General features: G+C 49.5%; 21 protein-coding genes. 4 read left to right on the top strand and 17 right to left on the bottom strand.

Annotated elements, in window-relative coordinates; translation table 11 throughout:
* Window positions 1-41 precede the first annotated feature (41 nt).
* Both D9T21_RS08095 and D9T21_RS08090 read left to right on the top strand, forming a co-directional pair.
* Window positions 42-893 carry an MBL fold metallo-hydrolase gene (locus D9T21_RS08095; RefSeq protein WP_123324519.1) on the top strand — a complete coding sequence of 284 codons (852 nt, stop codon included), beginning with the start codon at window positions 42-44 and terminating at the stop codon, window positions 891-893.
* Window positions 871-1,815 carry a phospholipase A gene (locus D9T21_RS08090; protein ID WP_241155664.1) on the top strand — a complete coding sequence of 315 codons (945 nt, stop codon included), beginning with the start codon at window positions 871-873 and terminating at the stop codon, window positions 1,813-1,815. Before D9T21_RS08095 ends, D9T21_RS08090 begins: the two co-directional genes overlap by 23 nt.
* A 2-nt stretch (window positions 1,816-1,817) precedes the next feature.
* Here D9T21_RS08090 and D9T21_RS08085 read toward each other — a convergent pair whose 3' ends face one another.
* The 5 genes from D9T21_RS08085 to guaB all read right to left on the bottom strand — a co-directional run bounded on the left by D9T21_RS08085 (window position 1,818) and on the right by guaB (window position 9,587).
* Window positions 1,818-2,720 carry a histone deacetylase family protein gene (locus tag D9T21_RS08085; protein WP_206427248.1) on the bottom strand — a complete coding sequence of 301 codons (903 nt, stop codon included), beginning with the start codon at window positions 2,718-2,720 and terminating at the stop codon, window positions 1,818-1,820.
* 54 nt (window positions 2,721-2,774) lie between these two features.
* Window positions 2,775-4,397: a methyl-accepting chemotaxis protein gene (locus D9T21_RS08080; RefSeq protein ID WP_123324516.1), complete on the bottom strand. Its 1,623-nt coding sequence runs from the start codon at window positions 4,395-4,397 to the stop codon at window positions 2,775-2,777.
* Window positions 4,398-4,570: 173 nt separating this feature from the next.
* Entirely contained in the window at window positions 4,571-5,989 is a 1,419-nt protein-coding gene (locus D9T21_RS08075; RefSeq protein WP_123324515.1) for a cytochrome-c peroxidase, read from the bottom strand.
* A gap of 472 nt (window positions 5,990-6,461) precedes the next feature.
* Complete coding sequence (guaA, locus tag D9T21_RS08070) at window positions 6,462-8,039, bottom strand: glutamine-hydrolyzing GMP synthase (protein WP_123324514.1); 1,578 nt, start codon at window positions 8,037-8,039, stop codon at window positions 6,462-6,464.
* 78 nt (window positions 8,040-8,117) lie between these two features.
* Window positions 8,118-9,587 (bottom strand): IMP dehydrogenase, encoded by a 1,470-nt coding sequence (guaB, locus tag D9T21_RS08065; protein ID WP_123324513.1) that lies wholly within the window; start codon window positions 9,585-9,587, stop codon window positions 8,118-8,120.
* 102 nt (window positions 9,588-9,689) lie between these two features.
* Here guaB and xseA point away from each other — a divergent pair, with 102 nt between their 5' ends.
* Together xseA and D9T21_RS08055 are read left to right on the top strand one after the other, a co-directional pair.
* Window positions 9,690-11,051, top strand: a complete 1,362-nt coding sequence (gene xseA, locus D9T21_RS08060; protein WP_123324512.1) for an exodeoxyribonuclease VII large subunit — start codon at window positions 9,690-9,692, stop codon at window positions 11,049-11,051.
* A gap of 69 nt (window positions 11,052-11,120) precedes the next feature.
* A complete protein-coding gene (locus tag D9T21_RS08055; protein ID WP_123324511.1) occupies window positions 11,121-12,197 on the top strand; it encodes a hypothetical protein in 1,077 nt (358 codons plus the stop codon).
* Window positions 12,198-12,243: 46 nt separating this feature from the next.
* On the opposite strand, the gene der is transcribed toward D9T21_RS08055, so the two are convergent.
* The 12 genes from der to D9T21_RS07995 all read right to left on the bottom strand — a co-directional run bounded on the left by der (window position 12,244) and on the right by D9T21_RS07995 (window position 23,574).
* The gene (gene der / locus D9T21_RS08050; protein ID WP_123324510.1) at window positions 12,244-13,689 is read right to left on the bottom strand and encodes a ribosome biogenesis GTPase Der; all 1,446 of its coding nucleotides are present in this window, start codon (window positions 13,687-13,689) and stop codon (window positions 12,244-12,246) included.
* Between the two features lie 99 nt (window positions 13,690-13,788).
* The gene (gene bamB / locus D9T21_RS08045) at window positions 13,789-15,009 is read right to left on the bottom strand and encodes an outer membrane protein assembly factor BamB (RefSeq protein ID WP_123324591.1); all 1,221 of its coding nucleotides are present in this window, start codon (window positions 15,007-15,009) and stop codon (window positions 13,789-13,791) included.
* A 54-nt stretch (window positions 15,010-15,063) separates the two neighbouring features.
* Window positions 15,064-15,678: a YfgM family protein gene (locus D9T21_RS08040; RefSeq protein ID WP_123324509.1), complete on the bottom strand. Its 615-nt coding sequence runs from the start codon at window positions 15,676-15,678 to the stop codon at window positions 15,064-15,066.
* Window positions 15,679-15,705: 27 nt separating this feature from the next.
* A complete protein-coding gene (hisS, locus tag D9T21_RS08035; protein ID WP_123324508.1) occupies window positions 15,706-16,986 on the bottom strand; it encodes a histidine--tRNA ligase in 1,281 nt (426 codons plus the stop codon).
* Between the two features lie 93 nt (window positions 16,987-17,079).
* Complete coding sequence (gene ispG, locus D9T21_RS08030; protein WP_123324507.1) at window positions 17,080-18,198, bottom strand: flavodoxin-dependent (E)-4-hydroxy-3-methylbut-2-enyl-diphosphate synthase; 1,119 nt, start codon at window positions 18,196-18,198, stop codon at window positions 17,080-17,082.
* Complete coding sequence (locus tag D9T21_RS08025) at window positions 18,198-19,160, bottom strand: RodZ domain-containing protein (RefSeq protein WP_123324506.1); 963 nt, start codon at window positions 19,158-19,160, stop codon at window positions 18,198-18,200. Before D9T21_RS08025 ends, ispG begins: the two co-directional genes overlap by 1 nt.
* Before the next feature lie 12 nt (window positions 19,161-19,172).
* Window positions 19,173-20,417, bottom strand: coding sequence for a type IV pilus biogenesis/stability protein PilW (gene pilW, locus D9T21_RS08020; RefSeq protein ID WP_123324505.1), 1,245 nt, complete (start codon window positions 20,415-20,417; stop codon window positions 19,173-19,175).
* A gap of 35 nt (window positions 20,418-20,452) precedes the next feature.
* Window positions 20,453-21,571 (bottom strand): dual-specificity RNA methyltransferase RlmN, encoded by a 1,119-nt coding sequence (gene rlmN / locus D9T21_RS08015; protein ID WP_105935567.1) that lies wholly within the window; start codon window positions 21,569-21,571, stop codon window positions 20,453-20,455.
* A 121-nt stretch (window positions 21,572-21,692) separates the two neighbouring features.
* Window positions 21,693-22,124 carry a nucleoside-diphosphate kinase gene (gene ndk, locus D9T21_RS08010; protein ID WP_073323091.1) on the bottom strand — a complete coding sequence of 144 codons (432 nt, stop codon included), beginning with the start codon at window positions 22,122-22,124 and terminating at the stop codon, window positions 21,693-21,695.
* A gap of 123 nt (window positions 22,125-22,247) precedes the next feature.
* On the bottom strand, window positions 22,248-22,661 hold the full coding sequence (locus tag D9T21_RS08005; RefSeq protein ID WP_123324504.1) for a SufE family protein: 414 nt from the start codon (window positions 22,659-22,661) through the stop codon (window positions 22,248-22,250).
* Between the two features lie 14 nt (window positions 22,662-22,675).
* A complete protein-coding gene (gene sufT, locus D9T21_RS08000; protein WP_123324503.1) occupies window positions 22,676-23,209 on the bottom strand; it encodes a putative Fe-S cluster assembly protein SufT in 534 nt (177 codons plus the stop codon).
* An 8-nt stretch (window positions 23,210-23,217) separates the two neighbouring features.
* The gene (locus tag D9T21_RS07995) at window positions 23,218-23,574 is read right to left on the bottom strand and encodes a HesB/IscA family protein (RefSeq protein ID WP_123324502.1); all 357 of its coding nucleotides are present in this window, start codon (window positions 23,572-23,574) and stop codon (window positions 23,218-23,220) included.
* Window positions 23,575-23,581 lie beyond the last annotated feature (7 nt).

Here is a 23,581-nt window from a genome sequence, read left to right as displayed (position 1 = left end):
GGGTAAGCCATCCGGCGGATCCCGTTAGGTAAGGAGTCAGCATGCAGTTAACCTTCTATGGTGTAAGAGGTTCCATTCCAACACCGGGCGCAGAGTATGTGCGTTATGGGGGGAACACTGCGTGCGTACATATCGAGCTGAGTGACGGCACCGATATTTCCCTCGATGCCGGTACCGGCATCCGGCTCCTTGGCGATAAGCTGGTTAAAAAGCAAACCCCTATTCATATTCTGCTGACCCACAATCACTGGGATCATATTCAGGGGTTCCCATTTTTCACTCCCATTTATCAACCGGACCGTGAAATATTTATCACCCCGGGGCAAACATCACTGCCAGAAAACGATGCCATCATTAAACAAATGCAGGGCTCAGTGTTTCCGGTACCTTTTTCGGCATTGCGCTCGAAAATTACCATCACGCCGCAGCCAGAAAACATCGACAGCTGGAAGCTCAACGGCGCAACCATTGCACGGTTGCCCATGAATCACCCGGGTAAAGGCAGTGCTTATTCGGTATCAGAGAACGGCTTTAAAGTGGCCTACATTACCGACAATGAGCTCTACCCTCCCTATAAAAAAGAAACCGATTTTCTTACCTTTGTGGAATTTGCCAGAAACGCAGATTTAATTATCCATGATGCCCAGTACATGTTATCTGACATGCCGGCCAAAAGTGGCTGGGGGCATTCGGTAGCCGAAGAAGCGGTGAAACTGGCCATGGCATGTAACGCCAAACGGCTGGCACTTTACAGTCATGATCCGAGCCGCACGGACAAGGATATCGATGACATCATCGACCACTGCAACCAATACATCACCATTGCAGAATCGCCACTGCAGTTGATTGCAGCTCATGAGGGACTCACCATTGATTTTACCGCTGAGCCTTAATCGCTTCGCTCTTGGTCTGGTACTGCTGACAACCTCAGCATTCGGCTATTGCGACGATAACGAGCAACAAAGCGAAGTAGCAACCCAGGAGCAGCAAAGCGGACTGATTGCCCGGCCAAGCCTGTTCAAAAAACGTTTCGAAGCCGATAAAAACCTGTTAAATAATGCCTTTGCGATTACCCAGTACAAGCGCAACTATTTTCTGCCGTTTACTTATGTGGATAATCCCAATGCACTGGGCAATGCCGGACTGACCGAAGATAACGTCGACAGTAAGGAAGCCAAGTTTCAAATCAGTGTAAAGCTGCCTCTATACACCCAGCCCGACTCCGTAGAAGGCGTCTATTTTGGCTTTACGCTTACCTCGTTCTGGCAACTTTATAACAGTGAAGTATCCAAGCCCTTCAGGGAAACCAATTACGAGCCGGAAATTTTCTATCAGTGGAATACCGATATAAAGCTCCTTGGTATCGATTTTAATGCCCTGCAGCTGGGCTTTAACCACATGTCTAACGGTCAGAGTGAGCTTCGCTCGCGCAGTTGGAACCGCATTATGCTGACCAGTTTGTTCAGCGATGCTGACGATATCTATTATCTGCGCACCTGGTATCGCATCCCCGAAGATGAAAAAACCTCTCCGGACGATCCGGCTGGCGATGATAACCCCAGAATTAATCACTATTACGGCCGCATTGAACTTGGTTATGGTACGCGCATTAAAGGCTTTGGTTTATTTGCCCGCCTGCGCAATAACCTGGAGTTTGATAACAACCGTGGTAGCCTGGAGTTGTCGGTCAGTTATCCGGTGTCTCCCCGTTATGAAGTGGTACTGCAGTATTTTAATGGCTATGGTGATAGCCTGATCGACTACGACCGCCGCCAGAACCGTATCGGTCTGGGATTCCAGCTGGCGGCATTTTAGCGCTACGAAATAACCCCTGCCGCGCGGTACATCTGCAGATGCACGTCTACCAACGCATTGATATCCCGCTGGTAACCGCCGCCAATAACACAAGCCACGGGCAGGTTATGCCGACGACACCAATCAAACACCATACAGTCGCGCTGGTAAACCCCTGCGGTAGTGATATTTAACAGTCCTAAATCATCGTTTTCGTGCACATCCACACCGGCGTCATAGATTACGGCATCGGGTGCATACAGGCGTTCCGCTATACTCAGCGCCTCATCCAGCGTAGCAAGGTAAGGTTCATCCGTCATCCCTTTAGGTAAAGGGAAATCCATGTCTGACTGCTGCTTACGGTGAGGAAAATTTTTCTCGCCATGCAATGACAAGGTGATCACCGCGGTATCCTCCTGAGCGAGGAGCGCGGTGCCATCTCCCTGGTGCACATCTAAATCGATAATAAGCACCGAATCTATGCCTGGATTGGTGAGCATCTGCCTGGCGGCGAGATACAAATCATTAAACAAACAAAAACCAGAACCCCAATCTGCAGCAGCATGATGATAACCGCCGGTAAGGTTAAGGGCCAATCCATGCTGCAACGCCAGCTCAGCGGTTTTGAGGGTACCACCTACTGCGGTGAGGCTGCGTTTAATCAGTTGTTCAGACCAGGGAAAACCAATGCGTCGCATTGCCTTGCTATCTAATGTGCCACCAATCAGTGCATCAACATAACTGGCATCGTAGCAGGCGGTCAGTGTTTCCCTGGCCACCGGCGCAGGCGTTATAAACGCTGACTCCGATACGCCACCAGCGCACAGGGCATCATGGATCCCCTGGTATTTTTCGATGGGAAAACGATGCCTGACCGGCAACTCGAGCTGACTGTAAATAGGGTGGAAAACCAGATGCTGCAAAATACCAACGTTACCAATTTCTGTTAAACGAGTTGGGTATTGTACTGCATTGAGCGGTTATCGGCTCAATGCAGAAACCACAGACATCACATTTTTTGACATCATGTTGATAGCTTCCGAGATATTATTGCTCTGTGATAAAGACTTATAATCTTCTGCAGAAGTCATTACCCGGGCGATTACCCCATCCAGCTGCCGCTGAATGCTGCTTTGATCGTTCGCCGCTTCTTCCAGCGCACCGACCACGCTTTGGGTTTCATCAATGTAACGCACCAGCTCATTAAGCAGCGCCAGAGCCTGTTGTGCGCTTTGAGCATTCACATCAGCATGTTGCTGACCACTTGCCATCGCCGAGACCGCTTTTGATGCATCGGCTTCAAAGGCACTTAAAATAGCATTAATTTCCTGGGTTGATTGCTGCGTTTTGGCTGCCAGAGCCCGCACTTCGTCAGCCACTACGGCGAAACCGCGACCATGCTCACCGGCCCGTGCCGCCTCAATAGCCGCATTAAGGGCTAGCAGGTTGGTCTGATCGGCAATTTCATTGATCACATTCACCACGGTTAGAATGCTGGCACTGCGGGCCTGTAGCTCATTAACAATCTGACTGGCGGATGCGACGGTTTTCGCCAGCTCAGCAAAGCCCTTATTGGCGCTATCAAAGGTGGTATAGCATTCCTGAACCTGCTGTTGGGAATGGCCCGATGCCACAGACACCTGACTGGTTATGGTGACCAGACCTTTAACAATTTCATCAAGTTTATCATTCGCCTGCGCCAGTGAGTCAGACGAAGTGTGCTGATCGCTGGCTCCTTTTGCGATGGCGCTGCTGACATCTTCCAGAATGTCATGGGACTGACGAATCTGATGCTGAGCATCAGACAATATGGTAACCGTATCCTGCAACTTGTTCTGCAAGTGACGCGTGGCACTGGCCACTAGGCCAAGCTCATGATCGCTGCGATACTCAAGGCGATAATCGTAATCTTTTTGCTCCATTTTCTGCAGACAGGTAGCAATTTCGCGGGTAGGTTTAACAATGTTGCGACGCAGGTTCGTAATCAGATAAACAATACACAGGCCGCTCAATACAATCGACAAGCCCATGATTAGCCATAAGCGCTGACTGGTTTGCCCTGTTACCTGCTCTTTGGCCTGACGGGTTGCCTGGGCTATCTGGTCGGTTGCCTGTTGTAAAAGCTCTGCTGGCTCACGGTCGATACCTCTTACAAAGGTATCACCGGTATGCGGGTTATAGTCAGCGGCAACAAATGCTTCGTACCCTTCGCGGTACTTGACTCCCATCTTCTGGTGAGACGTTAAGAAACGGTCTATCAAACCGGCTGAGTCAGCGTTTAGCTCCGCGCCAGCCACCAGCTTACGCAGAATGGCCTGAACCTCTGCTTCCCGGGCCTGAAAACGTGACCAGTATTTTTCTCTGTCTTTATCCGAAGCACCGCGCAATAACACATTTTTCCATTCCTGGACCTGGGTTTTAAACTCAGTCAGCGCTTCTGAAACCAAGCGTTCGTGCACTACATTGGTTTGTTCAACCTGCTCAATGTCGCTCATTAAGGAGAAAGCGATAGTTAAAGAGCCTGCGTTGAGCAGGACGAGAACGGCAATGATTGCCAGAACGGGGGTCATTATCAGACGATTGATACTAGTAAATCGTATCATTTAAATCTCCGGAAAGCGCTTGTTAAAATCATTGATTCACCCTCCGTGTGAAAGGAGCCTAATTACAGCGCGGGAATATGACAGTTGTGTGAAAGGCTGGGCATAAATCATACAAAACGTCACAATTAATAAGACTAAAGTAGTGATTTATGCCCGTTTAAGGAAGCAGCCGTCTAACAGTTTAAATCCAGTTTGGATAGTTCATCTGCTACAGGAAAGCAGGCGCCAGTTGGTAATGCATCAGGTTTATAGCGGGCCAGATCCGGGTCATACAGTGCGTACTCAAGAAAAGCCGTTAATTGATCAATCTCCAGTTCAGTTAACCCCAACGGTATAAAGCGTGGATCAAGCTGGTTGGCAGGAATCACCTTTTGAGGCACTGCTGCATTTTTGTAAGCAACGACATCGCGGATTGAATCAAAACTAGCGCCATGACCAAATACCTCTGAATCAGCAAGGTTATAGAGTTGAGGCACCTTGAACTTGTAATCGTCTTCACTTTCGCCGGTAAAACCTCCTCTTCCCCGAGAGTCAGCATCCGTTACAACGCCACTAATCTGCGGATGATTCGGGTCGAAATCAGCAAAGCCAAGCGCCATGAACATTTCAGCTTCTGATGCGCCCTGTTCAGAACTCAAGCCCGGGCCGGTATGACAGCTGAAACAATTCGCTTTACCAAAAAACAATTTAGCCCCGCTAATTTCCAGGTCAGTTAATGCAGCGCTATCTCCTCTCAACCAACGTTGAAAAGGCGCCCGGTTGGCCAGAACGGTTCGTTCGTAGGCTGCAATGGCTTTACCTGCCTCGCTAACAATGTCTTCACTTGCCTGTGGAAAAGCCAGCTCAAATAACAAAACATATTCATCATTAGTCTGTAACACTGAGTCCTCATGGGTTTTCAGGCGATGAACAGCCGTGCCGGCAATCGCTTGTGTTTCCAGGCCCGATAATTGCCGAAGGTTTTCATATTTAGGCGTTCCCTGAGGAGCAAGCACATGCTCTGCCAGCCCCATATTGACGCTACCATCCTGAGCATTACCAAATTGCCCGTTCCAGAGCATGACTTCCTGATAAGCCGTATTGAGGATCGTAGGGGAGGCAAAAGGCTGTACATCCGGTACATAATCTGGATCCTCTGATGACTTATCAAACCCGTAGGCAAAGACTCGCATTTCACCTTTAACACCAAAGCCTTCCCCACCTTCGCCTATCCCTTGCGGTACCCCGGATTTAAATCCCGCATCGGCATGGTGGCAACTGGCGCAAGACCAGGTTCCGCTATGCTCAGCATTAACGCCTTCTGTAGCCAGTGCTGTTTCATGGAAAAGAAACTGACCCAGCCGCACTTTTTCTGCTGTTAAGGGATTATTGGGATCCTGGGGAATCTTCTCAAAATCATCACTTTCGGGCAGTATGTACGCGCTGAGTCCATTCGGGTTACTAGCTTCGACAGTCTGCCTTAACTCATCCGAAGGAGATGGCATTGCTGAAGCGTCAACCTCGCTGTCCTTATCATACAAACAACCTGAAAGTAACGTGAGGCAAATCCCGCTAACGGCACAGCGGGTAATGTGAGGTGACAGTGATTTCATTGCGTAACATCCTTGGATTATAAACATTAACTTGCAACAAGTTAGAGCCTTATCGCACTTTCAGCCACGTACGTTTCTATACCTTAGTATCGCTGTAAAGGCAGGTATTTCAGCCTGATAAATGATGAATTTTTCATCAAACCAAAACAAATCAAAGAGTTGACTGAGATAAAAGCATCTATTTATTTTAATCTACTCCAGAGTCCTGGTTCAGAACGAATTTCTTTTCAGAATGAATACTGAAATTCGTAGCCTACGTAAACAGAACGCACCTTATTCTCACTCTTTTGAGCGTTGCAATAAGATTTATGGCTTCTGCCATGTAAGCGTGATTTGCCAGGTAATTTCCGACATCTATTTTTAATTTTTTAAATTTAATACCGCCCTATATTGAATAGCCCTCACTGCTGGCATAAAAAAGCCCCGCATTAGCAGGGCTTTTATTTAATTAACTTAGTTTAGAACCACAAGTCTATTCCCACTCAATGGTGGCCGGTGGCTTACCTGAAATATCGTAAACCACGCGGGAAATACCATCGATTTCGTTGATGATGCGGTTAGACACTTTACCCAGGAAGTCATATGGCAGGTGTGCCCAGTGTGCAGTCATAAAGTCGATGGTTTCTACCGCGCGCAGCGATACAACCCAATCATACTTACGTGCATCGCCCATTACGCCTACCGATTTAACCGGCAGGAATACTGTAAAGGCCTGACTTACTTTGTGGTAAAGCTCTGCGTTATGCAGCTCTTCGATAAAGATAGCGTCTGCACGGCGCAGCAAATCGCAGTATTCTTTTTTGATTTCGCCCAGTACACGCACGCCCAAACCTGGTCCAGGGAAAGGATGGCGATACAGCATATCGTATGGCAGACCCAGTTCTAAACCAATCTTGCGCACTTCGTCTTTAAACAATTCACGCAATGGCTCAACCAGACCCAGCTTCATATCTTCTGGTAAACCACCCACGTTGTGGTGAGACTTGATAACGTGAGCCTTACCGGTTGCAGAGCCTGCAGACTCAATTACATCCGGATAAATAGTGCCCTGCGCTAACCATTTGGCGTTAACCAGCTTGCCAGCTTCTTCATCAAATACCGCAACAAATTCGTTACCGATTGCTTTACGCTTTAACTCCGGATCATCAATCCCCTCAAGGCGGGCAAGGAAGCGATCTTCGGCATCGATTTTAATGATATTAAGACCGAAATGGTCACCAAACATATCCATTACCTGCTGCCCTTCGTTTAATCGCAGCAAGCCGTTATCAACAAATACACAAGTGAGTTTGTCGCCAATGGCACGGTGGATGAGCATGGCAACTACCGATGAATCCACACCACCAGACAGCCCCAGAATCACCTCATCATCACCTACTTTTTCTTTAATGCGGGCAATGGCATCTTCGATAATCGCATCCGGCGTCCACAGCTTTTCACAGCCGCAGATATCCATCACAAAGTGCTGCAGTAAGCGCATGCCCTGACGGGTATGAGTCACTTCCGGGTGGAACTGTACACCGTAGAATTGCTTATCAGTATTCACCATAGCCGCATGTGGGCACGAAGGCGTGAGAGCAACCGTTTCAAAGCCGTCAGGAATGGCGATAACTTTATCACCGTGGCTCATCCATACATCCAGCAACGCATTGCCTTCGGCACTGATGGCGTCTTCGATATTGGCCAGTAGATCGTTTGACTTAACCACTTCTACCTGAGCATAACCAAATTCACGCTTATCTGAGCCCTGCACCTTACCGCCAAGCTGCTCAGCCATGGTTTGCATGCCGTAGCAAACACCCAATACAGGAACACCCGCATTAAATACATATTCAGGTGCACGTGGCGAGTTGTCTTCGGTAACCGATTCCGGACCACCCGACAGGATAATACCCTGCGGATTAAACGATTTGATCTGTTCTTCTGTGACATCCCATGCCCAGAGTTCGCAATAGACGCCAAGCTCGCGCACACGGCGGGCAATGAGCTGAGTATACTGTGAGCCAAAATCCAGAATTAGTATGCGATGATCATGGATGTTTTGTGTCATGGTGTTTGCCTTAAAATAGAAAACAAGCAGGCTGGTATTAACCAGCCTGATAAATCAATCGATTCGTGTTGGTAAAGTTTAACCTAAACGGTAGTTAGGTGCTTCTTTTGTAATGCTTACATCGTGAACGTGTGACTCACCCATTCCCGCTGACGTCACCCGCACAAATTGCGGCTTGGTGTTCAGTTCGTTAATGGTAGCACAACCGGTTAAGCCCATGGCTGAACGCAGGCCGCCCATTTGCTGATGGATAATGGTGGCGATTGGGCCTTTGTAGGCCACACGACCTTCGATACCTTCCGGTACCAGTTTTTCTGCGTTGTCGCTTTCCTGGAAGTAACGATCTGATGAACCATTACGCTGATTCATAGCCCCTAACGAGCCCATACCACGGTAAGACTTGTAATAACGGCCCTGATATAACTCTACTTCACCAGGCGCTTCCTCGGTACCGGCCAGCATAGAGCCAACCATTACACAGCTTGCACCAGCGACCAGCGCTTTAGCAATATCACCGGAGAAGCGGATACCACCGTCGGCGATAACCGGAATGTCACGGTCTTTCAGCGCTTCAACCGCATCAGAAATAGCAGTGATTTGCGGCACACCACAACCAGTTACGATGCGGGTAGTACAGATTGAACCCGGACCAATTCCTACCTTGATACCGTCGGCACCGGCATCGGCCAGCGCCAGAGCACCTTCGGCTGTTGCCACGTTACCCGCAATAATTTGCAGTTCAGGATAAGTTTCACGAACGGTTTTCACACGATCGATAACGCCTTGTGAGTGGCCGTGAGAGGTATCAATAAGTAATACATCAACACCGGCTTCAACCAATAGCGCAATGCGCTCATCAGTGCCCGGACCAACACCTACGGCAGCACCAACGCGTAAGCGACCCAGTGAGTCTTTACAGGCATTCGGCTTGCTTTCGGCTTTCTGGAAGTCCTTAACAGTAATCAGACCGGTGAGTTTAAAGTTGTCGTCTACCACCAGAATCTTTTCGATACGGTGTTCGTGCATCAGTTCCAGCACTTCTTCAGAGCTGGCACCTTCTTTAACGGTTACCAGACGCTCTTTAGGAGTCATCACTTTATCAACCGACAAATCAAGACGGTTTTCAAAGCGCATGTCGCGGCCGGTAATAATACCGATAAGATTATTGTCTGCATCGGTAACCGGGAATCCCGAATACCCCATCTTTTTACTTAACGCCTGAACGTTGCCAAGATTATCGGTAGCACTTACCGTAACCGGATCGGATACAACGCCGCTTTCGTATTTCTTAACTTCACGTACATGCTTGGCTTGCTCCTCTGGGGTCATGTTCTTGTGAACAAAACCAATACCGCCTTCCTGGGCTAATGCAATTGCCAAACGCGCTTCCGTTACAGTATCCATAGAAGCTGATACCATAGGGATATTCAGATTTACCTTGCGAGTCAGACGGGTTTGTAGACTGGCTGTGTGCGGGAGCACTGTGGAATGCGCCGGAACCAATAAAACATCGTCAAAGGTTAGCGCTTCTTGAGCGATTCGTAGCATGCAAAAACACCTGTATATTGAGGTTTAATTGCGGCGCAATTGTAGTGTTTTTTCACTTTCAGGTAAACTGTATTTGCATTAAAGCTGAGGTTTTTTCATTCAATGACAGTTTTCTCTGCCCCGGACGGGCAAAAAGTTCACAGCGTAACAACATTAAATCGCCTGGCGCGTAACATTTTAACCAGTGAGATCGGTTTAGTGTGGCTCAGCGCTGAAATTTCCAACTTCACCCGTGCATCATCCGGCCACTGGTATTTTACCCTCAAGGACAATAAAGCCCAGGTTCGGGCCGCCATGTTTCGCTCCGCTAACCGGGTAGTTCGTAATCCGCCACGCGAGGGAGACAAAGTACTGGTCAGAGCCAGTGTTGGCATCTATGAACCCCGGGGTGACTATCAACTGGTGGTTGAAAACATGGAACCCGAGGGCGAGGGCCAGTTAAAACTGGCTTTTGAGCAGTTAAAATACAAGCTGCAGGCCGAAGGACTTTTCGACCCGTCGAATAAACAAGCACTGCCAAGCCACGTAAAACGGATTGGTGTGATCACCTCTGCTCACGGCGCCGCGTTACACGACGTATTAAGTGTATTAAAGCGCCGCAGCCCGGCCACCGAAGTTATTGTTTATCCCTCTATGGTGCAAGGCGAGCAGGCAGCAGCCCAGTTAGCCCGTAATATCTGGCTGGCTAATCAACGCCAGGAGGTAGACGTGATCCTGCTCACCCGTGGCGGTGGTTCGTTGGAAGACTTATGGTGTTTTAACAATGAATCACTGGCCCGGGAAATAGCCCGTTCGGCGCTACCGCTGGTTAGTGCTGTAGGCCACGAGGTGGATGTGACCATCGCCGATTTCGTAGCAGATCTTCGGGCGCCTACGCCTTCAGCAGCTGCAGAACTGCTCTCCATGGACCAGCGCGAAATACAGGTGCAGGTACGCCAGTTACAACAACAGCTCACGCGAGCTTTTAATACTGCGTTGCAGCGTCGTGCCCATCAAGTAGCCGTACTCAGCCAGCGCCTGAAGTCACGCCACCCGGAAGTGATGTTGCAACAGCAGGGCCAGCGGGTTGATCAACTGACACAGAAAATGACCAGCCTGATAAACCAACAGCTCTCGCGTGGCCAAACCGCTTCGCAGTGGCTGGAAAGCCGCCTTGCCCGCCAACATCCTGCCATTCAGTTGGATAAAATTAAAACGCAGCAGGTTTATTTAGATCAAAGAATGAAGAAGGCAATGCAACAACGGCTAGAGACCCACAAGCAGAAGCTTGCTACACTGGCGCACCTGCTGCAGTCGGTAAGCCCGCTGGCAACCATGGCACGCGGTTATTCCGCGACCTTAAAAGCCGACCAGGCAATTACCAGTATTACGGCGGTTAAAGAGCAGGACGAAATTATCAGCCGGGTCAGTGACGGTGAGATTGTCAGTGTGGTAACCGCAGTGCATGCGAAACCCACCTTATAATGTCACTCAGGTTAAGCGTGACCAGGCATAAACAAGGACAGGTGAAGCACTTCTTATGGGTATTGTTGTTTGATTAAAATTTTCCGCCACGTTTTGTTTTGGTCGGCACTGTCGCTAACCACCGGTTGTGCGAGCAGTGCTATAAAGCCGCCTGAACAGCCATTGCTAAGCGCCCCCGAACAAGCTCCCTTCAATCTGGCAGTTAATGTCTACTCTTCCTATATCAGTGACGAGGTTGAGCAGCAATGTAATGAGGCCGCATTAACCAGTAATCCCTGCAAAAACGATGGCATTCCGGCTAATGACTTTCTGAAGAGCCTCGAAAAGCTCGATTTGTTTGCCGAGCTTAGTCCTTCAGTAAGCCGCCATGATTATGAATTGTTGATCGCTAATCAGGTGGCTGATATGACTGCCGGGCAAGAGCCTGCATCGGCAGATGTGCCGCTGCAAAGTTACACGGAGTTTGCGGTGGAATGGCGCGGCGTTCATCTTGATAGCTTTTTAGTACACTACTGGCATACCGGCATTATTCGCCCTGAGGATGTTGAACAAATCATCCTGCGTTGGAGTGAGCATGCCAGCCGAAACAATATATTTTCAACACCGTTTCTTTATCAGGCTATGGGGGCAAGTGATTACTCGGGAGCTCTGACCCTTCCAGAACTTCTGGGTGAGTTTCAGTTGGCCCGTCAGTTTTTATATCCGGACCCATTTAAAGGCGTGCTGGCCAGGTATCTTCATCCCTCTTTTAGCGAAGCTATTATGGATATTGCCATTTATCCGGTGTTAGCGCCGTTAACGGGTGATAACCAGCAGCTTATCAGCCATGAGCTGGAAGACGCAGTAGAACAGGCAAAGCAAATTGCAGTTGAGCGTGCCATGGCGATGGAAATAAAGAAGCATCAAGAAATTTTTAGCCAGGACGAGACTTCATTGCAGGGCGTGATGTCAGAGATAGCCGCTGAGGGCGAGAGTGGCGAGGCACTTTACGCCACGATTTATATCTTCCGGTTAGAGGATAAATTCGTAAAATTCAGCACTACTTTCCCATCGCGTATTGGCGATCCTCTGGTGTCCGAAGCCTTGTCGCAACTGGCGGTACCCGGCGAATCGGCATTAATGAAAGAATTGCGTAAGGCCCTGTAGATAAACGCATATAAAACAGCCCTGCTTAGCAGGGCTTTTTTGTGACTTATTTCTTTTTCTTGTGAAAATCCATCATGCGACGGCGTTTTCGTTGCTGGGCAAGCGTCAGCTGATTCTTCTTACCTTCGAACGGGTTAGCACCTTCGCGGAATTCAATTTTGATTGGCGTGCCCATTACATCCAGCGCTTTCCTGAAATAGTTCATCAGATAACGCTTATACGAACTGGGCAGATCCTGCACCTGGTTACCGTGGACAACGATTACGGGCGGATTATAGCCGCCGGCGTGGGCGTACTTCATCTTGATCCGGCGTCCTCGCACCAATGGCGGCTGATGGTCTTCCTGAGCCAGTTCCATAATCTGGGTTAGCATCGAAGTGTTAATTCGCTTTGTGGCACTGCGGTAGGCTTCCTGCACCGACTCAAACAAATTGCCCACACCCGAACCATGGAGTGCAGAAATAAAGTGTAACCGGGCAAAGTCGATAAAGCCCAGGCGACGGTCCAGTTCGCGTTTGATTTCATCTTTAATGTCGGTATCCAGGCCATCCCACTTGTTCACGGCGATCACCAGCGAGCGACCGGAATTAAGAATAAAGCCTAACAGACTTAAGTCCTGATCGGAGATCCCCTCTCGGGCATCAATCACCAACAGTACAACGTTAGCTTCCTCAATGGCTTTAAGGGTTTTCACTATGGAAAACTTTTCTACCGCTTCTGAGACCTTCTTGCGTTTACGCACACCGGCCGTATCAATCAGTACGTATTCGCGCTCGTCACGTTGCAGCGGAATGTATACGCTGTCGCGGGTAGTGCCCGGCATGTCATAAACCACCACACGGTCTTCACCAAGGATACGGTTAGTAAGTGTTGACTTACCTACGTTTGGTTTACCCACAATAGCCAGTTTGATTGGCAAACTCTGCAGATGCTTCAGCTGGTCTTCTGCGTCGAGCTCTTCCTCTTCGGCAGATTTGCTTACCAGCATTTCAGGGAATTGCTCATTCAGCGGCAGTAGTGCTTCCTGAATCAGTTGCGACACACCGCGGCCGTGGGCTGCGGCAATCTGATGTACGTGGCCCAGACCCAGAGAGAAAAACTCTGCGCTTTCGCTATCACCGTTTATGCCATCTACTTTATTGGCCAGCAAAAATACGGTTTTATCGCTTTTACGCAGGTGATCGGCGATGAGTTGATCGGCAGGTAACAGACCCGCCCGGGCATCCACCAGAAAGAATACCACATCAGCTTCTTCAATGGCTTGTAGTGACTGCTGTGCCATCAAGGTATCAATACCTTCCTCATCGCCTGTGATACCACCGGTATCGACCACAATGAAGTGACGTTGCTCATAGCTGGCCTGACCGTATTGCCGGTCACGGGTCAGCCCCGGGAAATCAGCAACCAGTGCATCACGGGTATGAGTTAAACGATTAAACAGCGTTGACTTACCCACATTGGGCCGGCCAACTAACGCCACAACAGGCAACATATCGGTGTTCCTTTAAGTAATAAACAAGCAAACGGCCGCGCATAAAGCGCGGCCGTTAAATTATATCGGAATATCCCGCGAATTGCAGGATAAGCGTGGTTACTGAGCTGACAACGCAGCAATTTCTCCATCGCGGGTAATGGTGACCACCAGGTCATTCACTTTAACCGGCGTAGCATAGATAGCTTCATCTTCATCGTCGCCACCTAAGTCGTAGCGGGCAATGAGTTTGCCATCTTCAGCATTTAACCAGTGCATTAGTCCCCAGCGGTCGCCAAGCACCAGTTGCTCGCCCATAATCAGTGGCGTAGTCAGGTTACGCTCTTTAAGGCCGCTCTGAGACCAGATTTCAACGCCATTACGACGGTCCAGGGCATAAACGATCGAGCGTGTATCAACTACGTAAATGCGATTACCGCTAACAGCCAGATCACGGTACGAGCCGTATTCACGCTTCCACATAATGCGGCCACTGCGCAGTTCTACTGCTGCCAGAGTGCCATCATAGGAAACGATATACACCGTGTTTCCGTAAACTATCGGCGCCGAGTCCACATCGATAATACGCTCAAGCTCAGTTGCTCCCGCCGGAGCGGTAATAGCAGTTTCCCACGCGGGAATGCCACTGGTCAGAATGTTCACCTGTAACTTACCGGTAGGCGTGCCAACCAGTGCACCACCATTGGTGGCAACCGGTGCTGAAATACCCCGCAAGCTCAGCGGCGGCACGTCAGTTTCACTGCGCCACAGTTGCTCACCGGTTTTTGCATCCAGTCCAAACAACACACCAGCGCCGGTGTTCAATACCAGGATACCTTCGTCCATCGCCGGCGTAGCCAGAATTTCACCCGGTACCGTGCTTTCCCACAATGTTTCGCCAGATTCATGATTTAAGGCACGGATAATACCATCTTCAGTGGCCACGAAGACCATGTCATAGCCAGCTGCGATAGCACTGATTTTGGCCGACGCACCACTGCGCCAAAGTCGGGCGATATCGTCCCAAAAGGATTCATCCGGGAAAATAGCAAAATTACGTTCCCATACCACATCGCCGGTATCCGGTGTTAACGCCACTACTTCGCCATGACGCTCTGCAGCGTACACAGTATCGTTAGCGAAGACCGGCTTTAAGCGCGAAAAGTATTCATCAACGCCATCACCAATGGTGTAGCTCCAGACTTCTTTTGGGGTTATCTGGTTTTCAATAGGCGCAATACGGCGGATTTTGATTTCGTCTTCATCAGCAAACCAGTCTGACACGGTGGCACAACCAGACAAGCCAATGATGGCTGCGGTTAAAACGACCCGTTTAAACATACGGCCACACAGAGTTGATTGCTGTGAGATGTTTCGAGTATTTAAATTCATTCACTATCCTGCGCTAACTGCAAGGTTGTCTAGCTTCATTTGCAGTAATCGATTGTTAATATTTTTCTCCAAGGCAGAGGAGTAGGCTATGCGAGCCTTGTCAAAGTTCCCTTGCGCAGCAAAAATATCACCTTTCACTTCTTCAACCTGTGCAATAAACGCTTCATCGGTTACCGATTCGATGGTTGTCAGGGCATTGTCATACTGCTGAAGAGCTAACTGAACACGAGCCAGGCGCACATTTGCCACCTGCTTCAGACTTTCATCTGCTGCGCTGCCAGCAACGCCTTTAAGGTAAGTTGCAGCGCTTTCAAGGTTACCGTCGTCTACCGCTTGCTTGGCAGCCAGTAAGCCGGCCACGTTGGCATAGCCTGTAGCATCGGCGTTGATTACAGCTTCAATTGGCTGACTGTTTTCTTCGTTTACCAACGACTCAAGTGCTGCCTGGTATGACTGAGAGGCGCTTTCCTTGGCAGCGATTTGTGAATCGCTGTAGTACTGCCAGCCAAATAAACCCGCTAATCCCAGTACTGCACCGACAATCAGAGACGTTCCGTGCTCTGACCAAAACCGTTTAATCGCCTCTACCTGTTGTTCTTCTGTAGCGAATTGTTCCATCTTAAAACCTCTTTATTTTGCTAACGGTTATACAGATAACACGTTATGTAAAGCAGCTGGCAGCTCACTGAGCGCCACATTAACCTGTTCGCCATTGCCACGTAGTGGTTTCAGGGTCACCTGGTGAGCAGCCATTTCTTCTGAGCCAATCAGCAATGCAACACTGGCCCCTACTTTGTCTGCCCGTTTGAGTTGTTTCTTAAGGTTGCCACCACCACAGTGCAGCATCACCCGAAACTGACTGTCAGAATCACGTAAAGATTCTGCGACCTGGCTGGCGTAGCCGCGGGTATCATCACCTAACGCGGTAACATAAATGTCGGCTGCTGGCTGGTTTTGCTCGATTTTCTCCAACGTATCGAGTAACAGCACCAGACGTTCCATACCCAATGCAAAGCCCACACCGGGTGCTGGCTTGCCGCCCAGTTGTTCAACCAGACCATCATAACGACCACCGGCACAAACCGTACCCTGAGCACCAAGACTTTCGGTTACCCATTCAAAAACGGTGCGATTGTAATAATCCAGACCACGCACCAGACGTGGATTGATTTCGTAAGCCACGCCCGCGTTGTCGAGCAGTTCACACAACAAGGCAAAGTGTGCTTTAGAATCGTCATCTAGATAATCGAGCAAAGACGGCGCATCGGTTACGAGCGCCTGTACCTGGGGATTTTTGCTATCCAGTACGCGCAGAGGATTAGACTCCAGCCGGCGCAGAGAATCTTCATCAAGTTGCGATTCATGCTGTTTAAGGTAAGCGACTAAGGCGTCTTTATAATTCTGACGCGCCTGGTTTGAGCCCAGTGAATTGATCTGTAAGGTAACATGATCTGATATGCCGAACAGCTTCCACAGGCGGGCAGATAACAGGATCACTTCAGCATCGATGTCGGCGCTTTCCAATCCGTAGGTTTCCACGCCAAACTGGTGAAACTGGCGGTAACGCCCTTTTTGCGGCCGTTCGTGGCGGAACATCGGCCCCATATACCACAAGCGTTGTTGCTGGTTGTAAATCAAACCGTGCTCATTACCGGCGCGTACGGCACTTGCGGTGCCTTCCGGGCGCAGGGTCAGACTATCGCCATTACGGTCGGCAAAGGTATACATTTCTTTTTCAACGATATCGGTGACTTCACCAATAGAGCGCTTAAACAGGTCGGTACTTTCGACGATTGGCGTTCTGATTTCCTGATAGCCATAACTGGCCACAACCTGCCGAATACCTGCCTCGACCTGTTGCCATTTACCCGACTCCGTCGGCAGGCAGTCATTCATACCTCGAATAGCCTGGATTGTTTTTGCCACCTGTTCTCTCTCAGCCTAATTAAAAGCCCCGCATTATAGGGGCTTTAGTGTTTAACCACAAACATTCTTAACTGCCAGCACCCGGCACCGGGGTTATGGTTTTTCAACCACCGGGATGGCATTGGCAGAATCGAGCATTGCCGCTTTGGCGCGGATGCGTTTTTCCAGTTGTTCAACCAGGTCGTCGTTCGCCAGCCGCTCTTTCTGACGCTTACCGTCAAGGTAAAAGCCGCTCATATTTCGCGCACCGGTTAAGCCCAGATCTGACACTTCCGCTTCGCCGGGACCGTTTACCACGCAACCGATGATTGACACATCCATTGGCGTTAATACATCTTCCAGGCGTTGCTCAAGAGCATTCACGGTTCCAATCACATCAAATTCCTGCCGCGAACAACTTGGACAAGCAATAAAGTTAATGCCGCGAGAGCGGATACGCAGCGATTTTAAAATATCAAAACCGACTTTAATTTCTTCCACCGGATCGGCAGCCAGCGACACACGCAAAGTATCGCCGATTCCTTCCGCCAGCAGCATACCCAGACCTACGGCACTTTTTACCGCGCCGGCCCTTTGTCCACCAGCTTCGGTGATCCCCAGGTGCAAAGGCTGCTCTATTTGTTTGGCCAGCAACCGGTACGCGCCAACGGCCAGAAATACGTCTGACGCTTTTACCGATACCTTGAACTGATCAAAATTCAGTTTATCGAGGATATCCACATGGCGCATTGCCGATTCAAGCAGCGCCTCTGGCGTTGGCTCGCCGTATTTTTCCTGCAGGTCACGCTCCAGCGACCCACCGTTAACACCAATTCGAATCGGAATGTTTTTGTCTTTGGCGCAATCTACTACCGATTTCACCCGCTCCATATTACCGATATTACCCGGGTTGATCCGCAGGCAATCCACACCATAGTCGGCGACTTTAAGCGCAATCCGGTAGTCGAAATGAATATCAGCAATCAGCGGTACACTGACCTGTTGGCGTATTTGCTTAAAAGCTTCGGCCGCGTCCATGGTGGGCACCGACACGCGCACTATCTCACCGCCGACGGCTACGATCCGGTTGATCTGCGCTACGGTGGCCGCCACATCGGTTGTCGGTGTATTGGTCATTGATTGCACGGCAATGGGAGCGCCATCACCAATGGGCACATTACCTACGTTAATCCGAATTGATTTTCTGCGTTGGATAGGACTATCAGCAAACATTATTGTTCCTGCATGGGTAACGAAAACTTCGCGGTGCGGGTAGGATCAAATCCAGACATATCTACCGCTTCACCGTCATAACTAATTTGCACAACATCAGGCGCGCCGAGCGTCACTTCAAATGGCGGCAGGCCGGTAATCTGCATTTCATAGCCGGCCGCTTTAATTCCGTACGCAATGGCTTCGCCACTGGCATCAGTAATATTCACCCAGCAGTCGGCAGTAAAATTAAATACCAGGGCTACTGGCTCGCCAGCTTCAGGAATTGCCTGCGGTGATGCTTCGTCATTTGCCGGAGATGCCATTTCGACCGGCTCATCAATCGCGGTGTCGACTGGCGAGCTGTTCTCTTCAGTCACATTCTGCTGTGACGGCTGAACGGGCATCTCAGTATCAGCTTCCCCGGTGATAACAGTACTGGCCGGAGATTCATCTGGCTGTGTTACTGCTGGCTGTGGTTGAGGCACACTTTTTACTGGCGTTGCCGCTGACTGCTTCTGAGCACTTTTCGTTGCAGCGGGCAGCTCGTTACTGTCATTTGCTGGTTGTTGGTACCACCACACAACGACCCCGGCAATCAGTACAATAGCAATACCATAGGTCACCATCATCCAGCGATCATCATGCGCCTGCTTGGCAACACGACGGGAGAAGCTTTGAAGCTTGGCCGGTGGTTTTGGCGTGGTGTGATATTGATTAAAAAGCGTTAAGACTTCTTCCGGATTTAGCCCCAGATTCTTTGCGTAAAGACGGACATATCCTTTAAAGAAGGTGACAGAGGTTGAATCATCGATACGATTTTGTTCCAGATCGTCAATGATACCAACTTTTAAATACAACTTATCAGCGATCGCCTGTTGAGTCAGGCCCTGCTCTTCCCGTGCTTCCCGCAATACCTGGCCGGGACTGGGTACGTCAGGCACATGCTGCTCATCAGCTTCAATGTGCTGCTCTTTGTCCATTTGTTACCTGCGTTAGTTGGTTTGTTGTGCTGGCGGCACCAGCCATAACTTCATGCCGACATTAATAGACCCGTTTTCATCCAGGTTGTTCCACTCTTTGAGTGTATTCAGCTTAATGTTGTACTTCAGTGACAACCGGTAAAGGTTTTCTTTTGGCTGAACAACATGAAAAAGGGTGTCAGCTTCATCGGCCTCAATGTTCTGCTTCGCTTCAACAACCGGTTCGTTTGCTTCTGGTTCTTCAGTCACGACGACAGGTTCTGGCGATACAGGTTGTGATGATTCTGCGACATCAGCTTCGCTGGCGTCGGCCTCGGGCTCTTCAGCCACGACAACAGGTTCTGGCACTTCAGATTTGGTAGATTCGGCTTGGTTAGATTTGGTAACTAACACTTCCGTGGCCTGATTCTCCATATCTGAATCAGTGGCTTTTTCTGGCGCAGGCACTGATACTACCTGAGACTGCGGCTTGGTTTTCACCTTAACCACTGGCTGCGGTACCGTTTTCTGACGTTCAATGTATAACCTTGCTAAGGGGCTGTTTGGATACATGCGCAGGAGCATATCGCCATAACCGTTGGCAGCGCGCAAGTCGCCCTGCCCTTTGGCAATCTCGATGGCCATCCAAAGCGAATCGGCAGATACCCGCGCAACCTTCTCATAACGACGCAAGGTTTCAGCGGCTAACTCGTATTGTTCCGTAGCAACGTACATTTCGGTCAGAATAAATAGGGTTTTAGCGCGACCAGGCTGGTGTTTAAGTGCGCTATTGAGGTATTCGATGGCGTCTTCGCCTTCACCCTGACTCTGCGCGCACAGTGCCATATTCTCGTAGGTTTCGGCGGAGTTGGCGTATTGCTTTGCATTAACAGCTTGCAAGAAGAAACGCTTAGCTTCCTCATAGCGGCCGTCCTGACATAAGAATGCACCGTAACTGTTGGCTATGTTGGCATCGCGCGGTGCCAGGCTCATGGCGGTTTGATAAGACTCATCAGCGCGTTCGGACTCACCAACCACTTGGTAATAATACGCCAGACCATAGTGGGTTTCGGCCAGGCGTGGCGCAAAGGCCAGCGCTTTATCCAGATTTTGTTTGGCTTGTGAGTAATTACCGTTTTTAAGGTAGGTTAACCCCAGGGATACACGGGTTTTCGCCGCTTCCTGTTGATCAAATTCAGAACTAAACGCCCCGGGCTGGGTTTCACTGACACAGCCTGTCAGGGCAATCATCAGACTCAAAACTATCAGTATTCTCATCGGCAGCGCTTACCTTATGTTTTTTCGATATTTTATTATTGGGACATTTTTACCGAAATTGGCTCGCCCTTCATCTGTTTTTTCAACATTCTTTTGGTTCGGTCAACCACATCACCCACTAACTGACCACAGGCGGCATCGATATCATCGCCCCGGGTCTTACGCACAATCACAGTGTAGCCCTTTTCCATCAGGACTTTGGCAAAGCGATCTATACGCGAATTACTTGAGCAGGTATACGGCGAGCCCGGGTAAGGGTTAAACGGAATCAGGTTAATTTTACAGGGCGTTTCCTTCATCACCTTAGCCAGCTGATGAGCGTGATCCGTTGAATCGTTAATTTGGTTCAGCATCACGTATTCAACCGTCACCTTGCCCTGATTAGCTTTGGACTTGGCTAAATAGCGGCGCACGCCAGCTAAGAAGGCTTCAATGTTGTACTTTTTATTGATTGGTACAATTTCATCACGTAGCTCATCATTCGGTGCGTGTAACGAGATGGCCAGCGCCACATCAATCTGATCACCCAGCATATCAAGGGCCGGGACCACACCAGAAGTACTCAGCGTTACCCGGCGCTTGGATAAACCAAAACCATAGTCATCCAGCATGATATCCATAGCGGGTACTACGTTTTTAAGGTTCAGTAGCGGCTCGCCCATGCCCATCATCACCACGTTGGTAACTGGTCTTGCCGAGGTATCATTAGATAACCCTAACGTGGTGGCTACCCGCCACACCTGACCAATGATTTCGCTAACGGTAAGGTTACGGTTAAAGCCCTGTTGTGCGGTGGAGCAAAACGTACATTCCAGCGCACAACCTACCTGTGAGGACACGCATAAGGTTGCGCGGTCGGCTTCCGGGATCCACACGGTTTCGACTTCCTGCCCACCATCGAGTTTTAGGGCAAACTTAATCGTGCCGTCGGTGGCCTGCTGGTGATAAGCAATCTCTGGTGCTCTTACTTCACACTGCTCGATTAACTTCGCGCGCAGCTGCTTGTTGATGTTGGTCATCTGCTCGAAATCACTGACACCGTGCTGATAAATCCACTTCATGACCTGATCAGCACGGAATGGCTTCTCGCCGATTTCAGCGAAATAGTCGCGCAATCCCTGCCGATTAAAATTTAGTAGGTTAGTTTTGGACATAAAGCGTTATCAACTCTTCAAATTAGTGGCGTCGAACCGGTATAGAATACCACGAAAAAGATATTCGATCACAGACAGAAAAGGGAGCCGAAGCTCCCTTTTGTCACGCATCAGGCTAAGCTTAGCGAGTGCGTGGGCAGATTTCTTCTTCAGAGAAGAAATACGCGATTTCGCGCGCTGCAGATTCTGGTGCATCTGAACCGTGAACCGCATTCTCATCGATAGATACAGCGTAATCAGCACGCAGTGTGCCTGCTGCTGCTTCAGCCGGGTTAGTAGCACCCATGATTTCACGGTTTTTAACCACAGCGTTTTCGCCTTCCAGCACCTGAACCATTACCGGGCCAGACGTCATGAAGTCTACCAGGGCGCCAAAGAAAGGACGCTCTTTGTGTTCAGCATAGAAGCCTTCAGCTTGTTCTTTGCTCATGTGAACCATTTTAGAAGCAACGATGCGCAGACCAGCAGATTCGAAGCGGTTATAGATTGCACCGATTACGTTCTTTGCAACGGCATCAGGCTTAATAATTGAAAACGTACGCTCAAGAGCCATTTTCTGTCTCCGGGTTTAATTGTAAAATTTTGGTCGCGAATTATAGGCAATCTTTCTGCCCGTGCCTAGGGGGGTAACGGGCAAATATCAAAAAATCTTCATAAAGGCGACGATAAAGGCGGGTTATCCGCCGTGCTGGGCGGCTAAATGTTGGATTTTACCCACGATGGCACGTAAGCCGTTGCCCCGTGTAGGTGTAATATGGCGTTCCAGATCGAGCGCTTCGAAGTATGCATCAATGTCAAAGGCGGTAATCTCGGCCGGCGTTTTATCGTTGTATGCTGCCATCACCAATGCCAGCAGACCATGAACAATCACCGCATCACTATCGACTTCGAAGTGGATTTTATCCCCATCCATTGATGTCACCAGCCACACGCTGCTCTGGCAGCCTTTGACTAACCGCTCAGGGGTTTTCTGTGCATCATCAAGGCGTGGCAACGCTTTACCCAAATCAATAATGTACTGGTACTTTTGTTCCCAATCATCAAAGAATTCCAAATCTTCAACGATTTCCTGACTAGATGGTAACTGCATGATTTACTCTCGGATTAAAAAAACAGGCCGGCTTCGAGCTGGGCTTCTTCACTCATTTTATCCCGCGACCAGGGCGGATCAAACACCAGCTCTACTTTGACATTATCAACAAAGGGCACCAGACCCACGCGGTATTCCACGTCGCCAACCAGCACCGGGCCCATACCACAACCTGGTGCGGTGAGGGTCATGTCGATAGTGACCTGCTTCGTATCCTGATTAATGTCGACGTTGTAGATCAGGCCCAGCGAGACCAGGTTAATCGGAATTTCCGGATCGTAGATGGTTTCCAGCGCATCCCAGACCTGCTGTTTATCGATGTTGCCATCGGCAGGCGCGGTAAAATCCAGGCTTTGTGGTTTACGGCCAATGGCATCGGCATCGGTACCATCGATACGCAACATATTTCCTTGCCACGTAACGGTATAGTTACCGCCTAAATCCTGGGTGATATTTACAAATTCGCCATCAGGAATGATAACGGTTTCGCCGGAAGGCACTTTGCGCGACTTCACTTCACGTTCAGTCACTACCATTTTTTGCTTCATAGGTACTCTTATCCGACGTTAAAGCTTTCGCCGCAACCGCATTCATCCACAACGTTTGGGTTGTAGTATTTGATCACGCCGTTCACGCCTTCCATTACGTAGTCAATTTCGGTGTTCTGTAACAATGATACGGCGTCTTTGGCGATGGCGACCGTTAACTTATCAGACACGTTAAGCACCTCGTCACCTTCTACCGACGCATCGGCAAAATCGAGCACGTAAGCATAGCCTGTACAGCCACTGACTTTGGTCGATAAACGGATAATTTTACCCGGCTGATTTTTAAGTTTGCCCTCAAAGTGCTTAATCGCACCCGGAGTGAGGGTAACAACGTCTTTACTGGGTACAAAAGTTTCTACTAACATGGTTATC

Origin of the sequence: Marisediminitalea oceani (assembly GCF_003731635.1) — a bacterium.
GTDB classification, from domain to species: Bacteria; Pseudomonadota; Gammaproteobacteria; order Enterobacterales; family Alteromonadaceae; genus Alteromonas; species Alteromonas oceani.
Note: the sequence above shows the minus strand (reverse complement) of the source record. Positions and strands in the feature narration are given on the sequence as shown.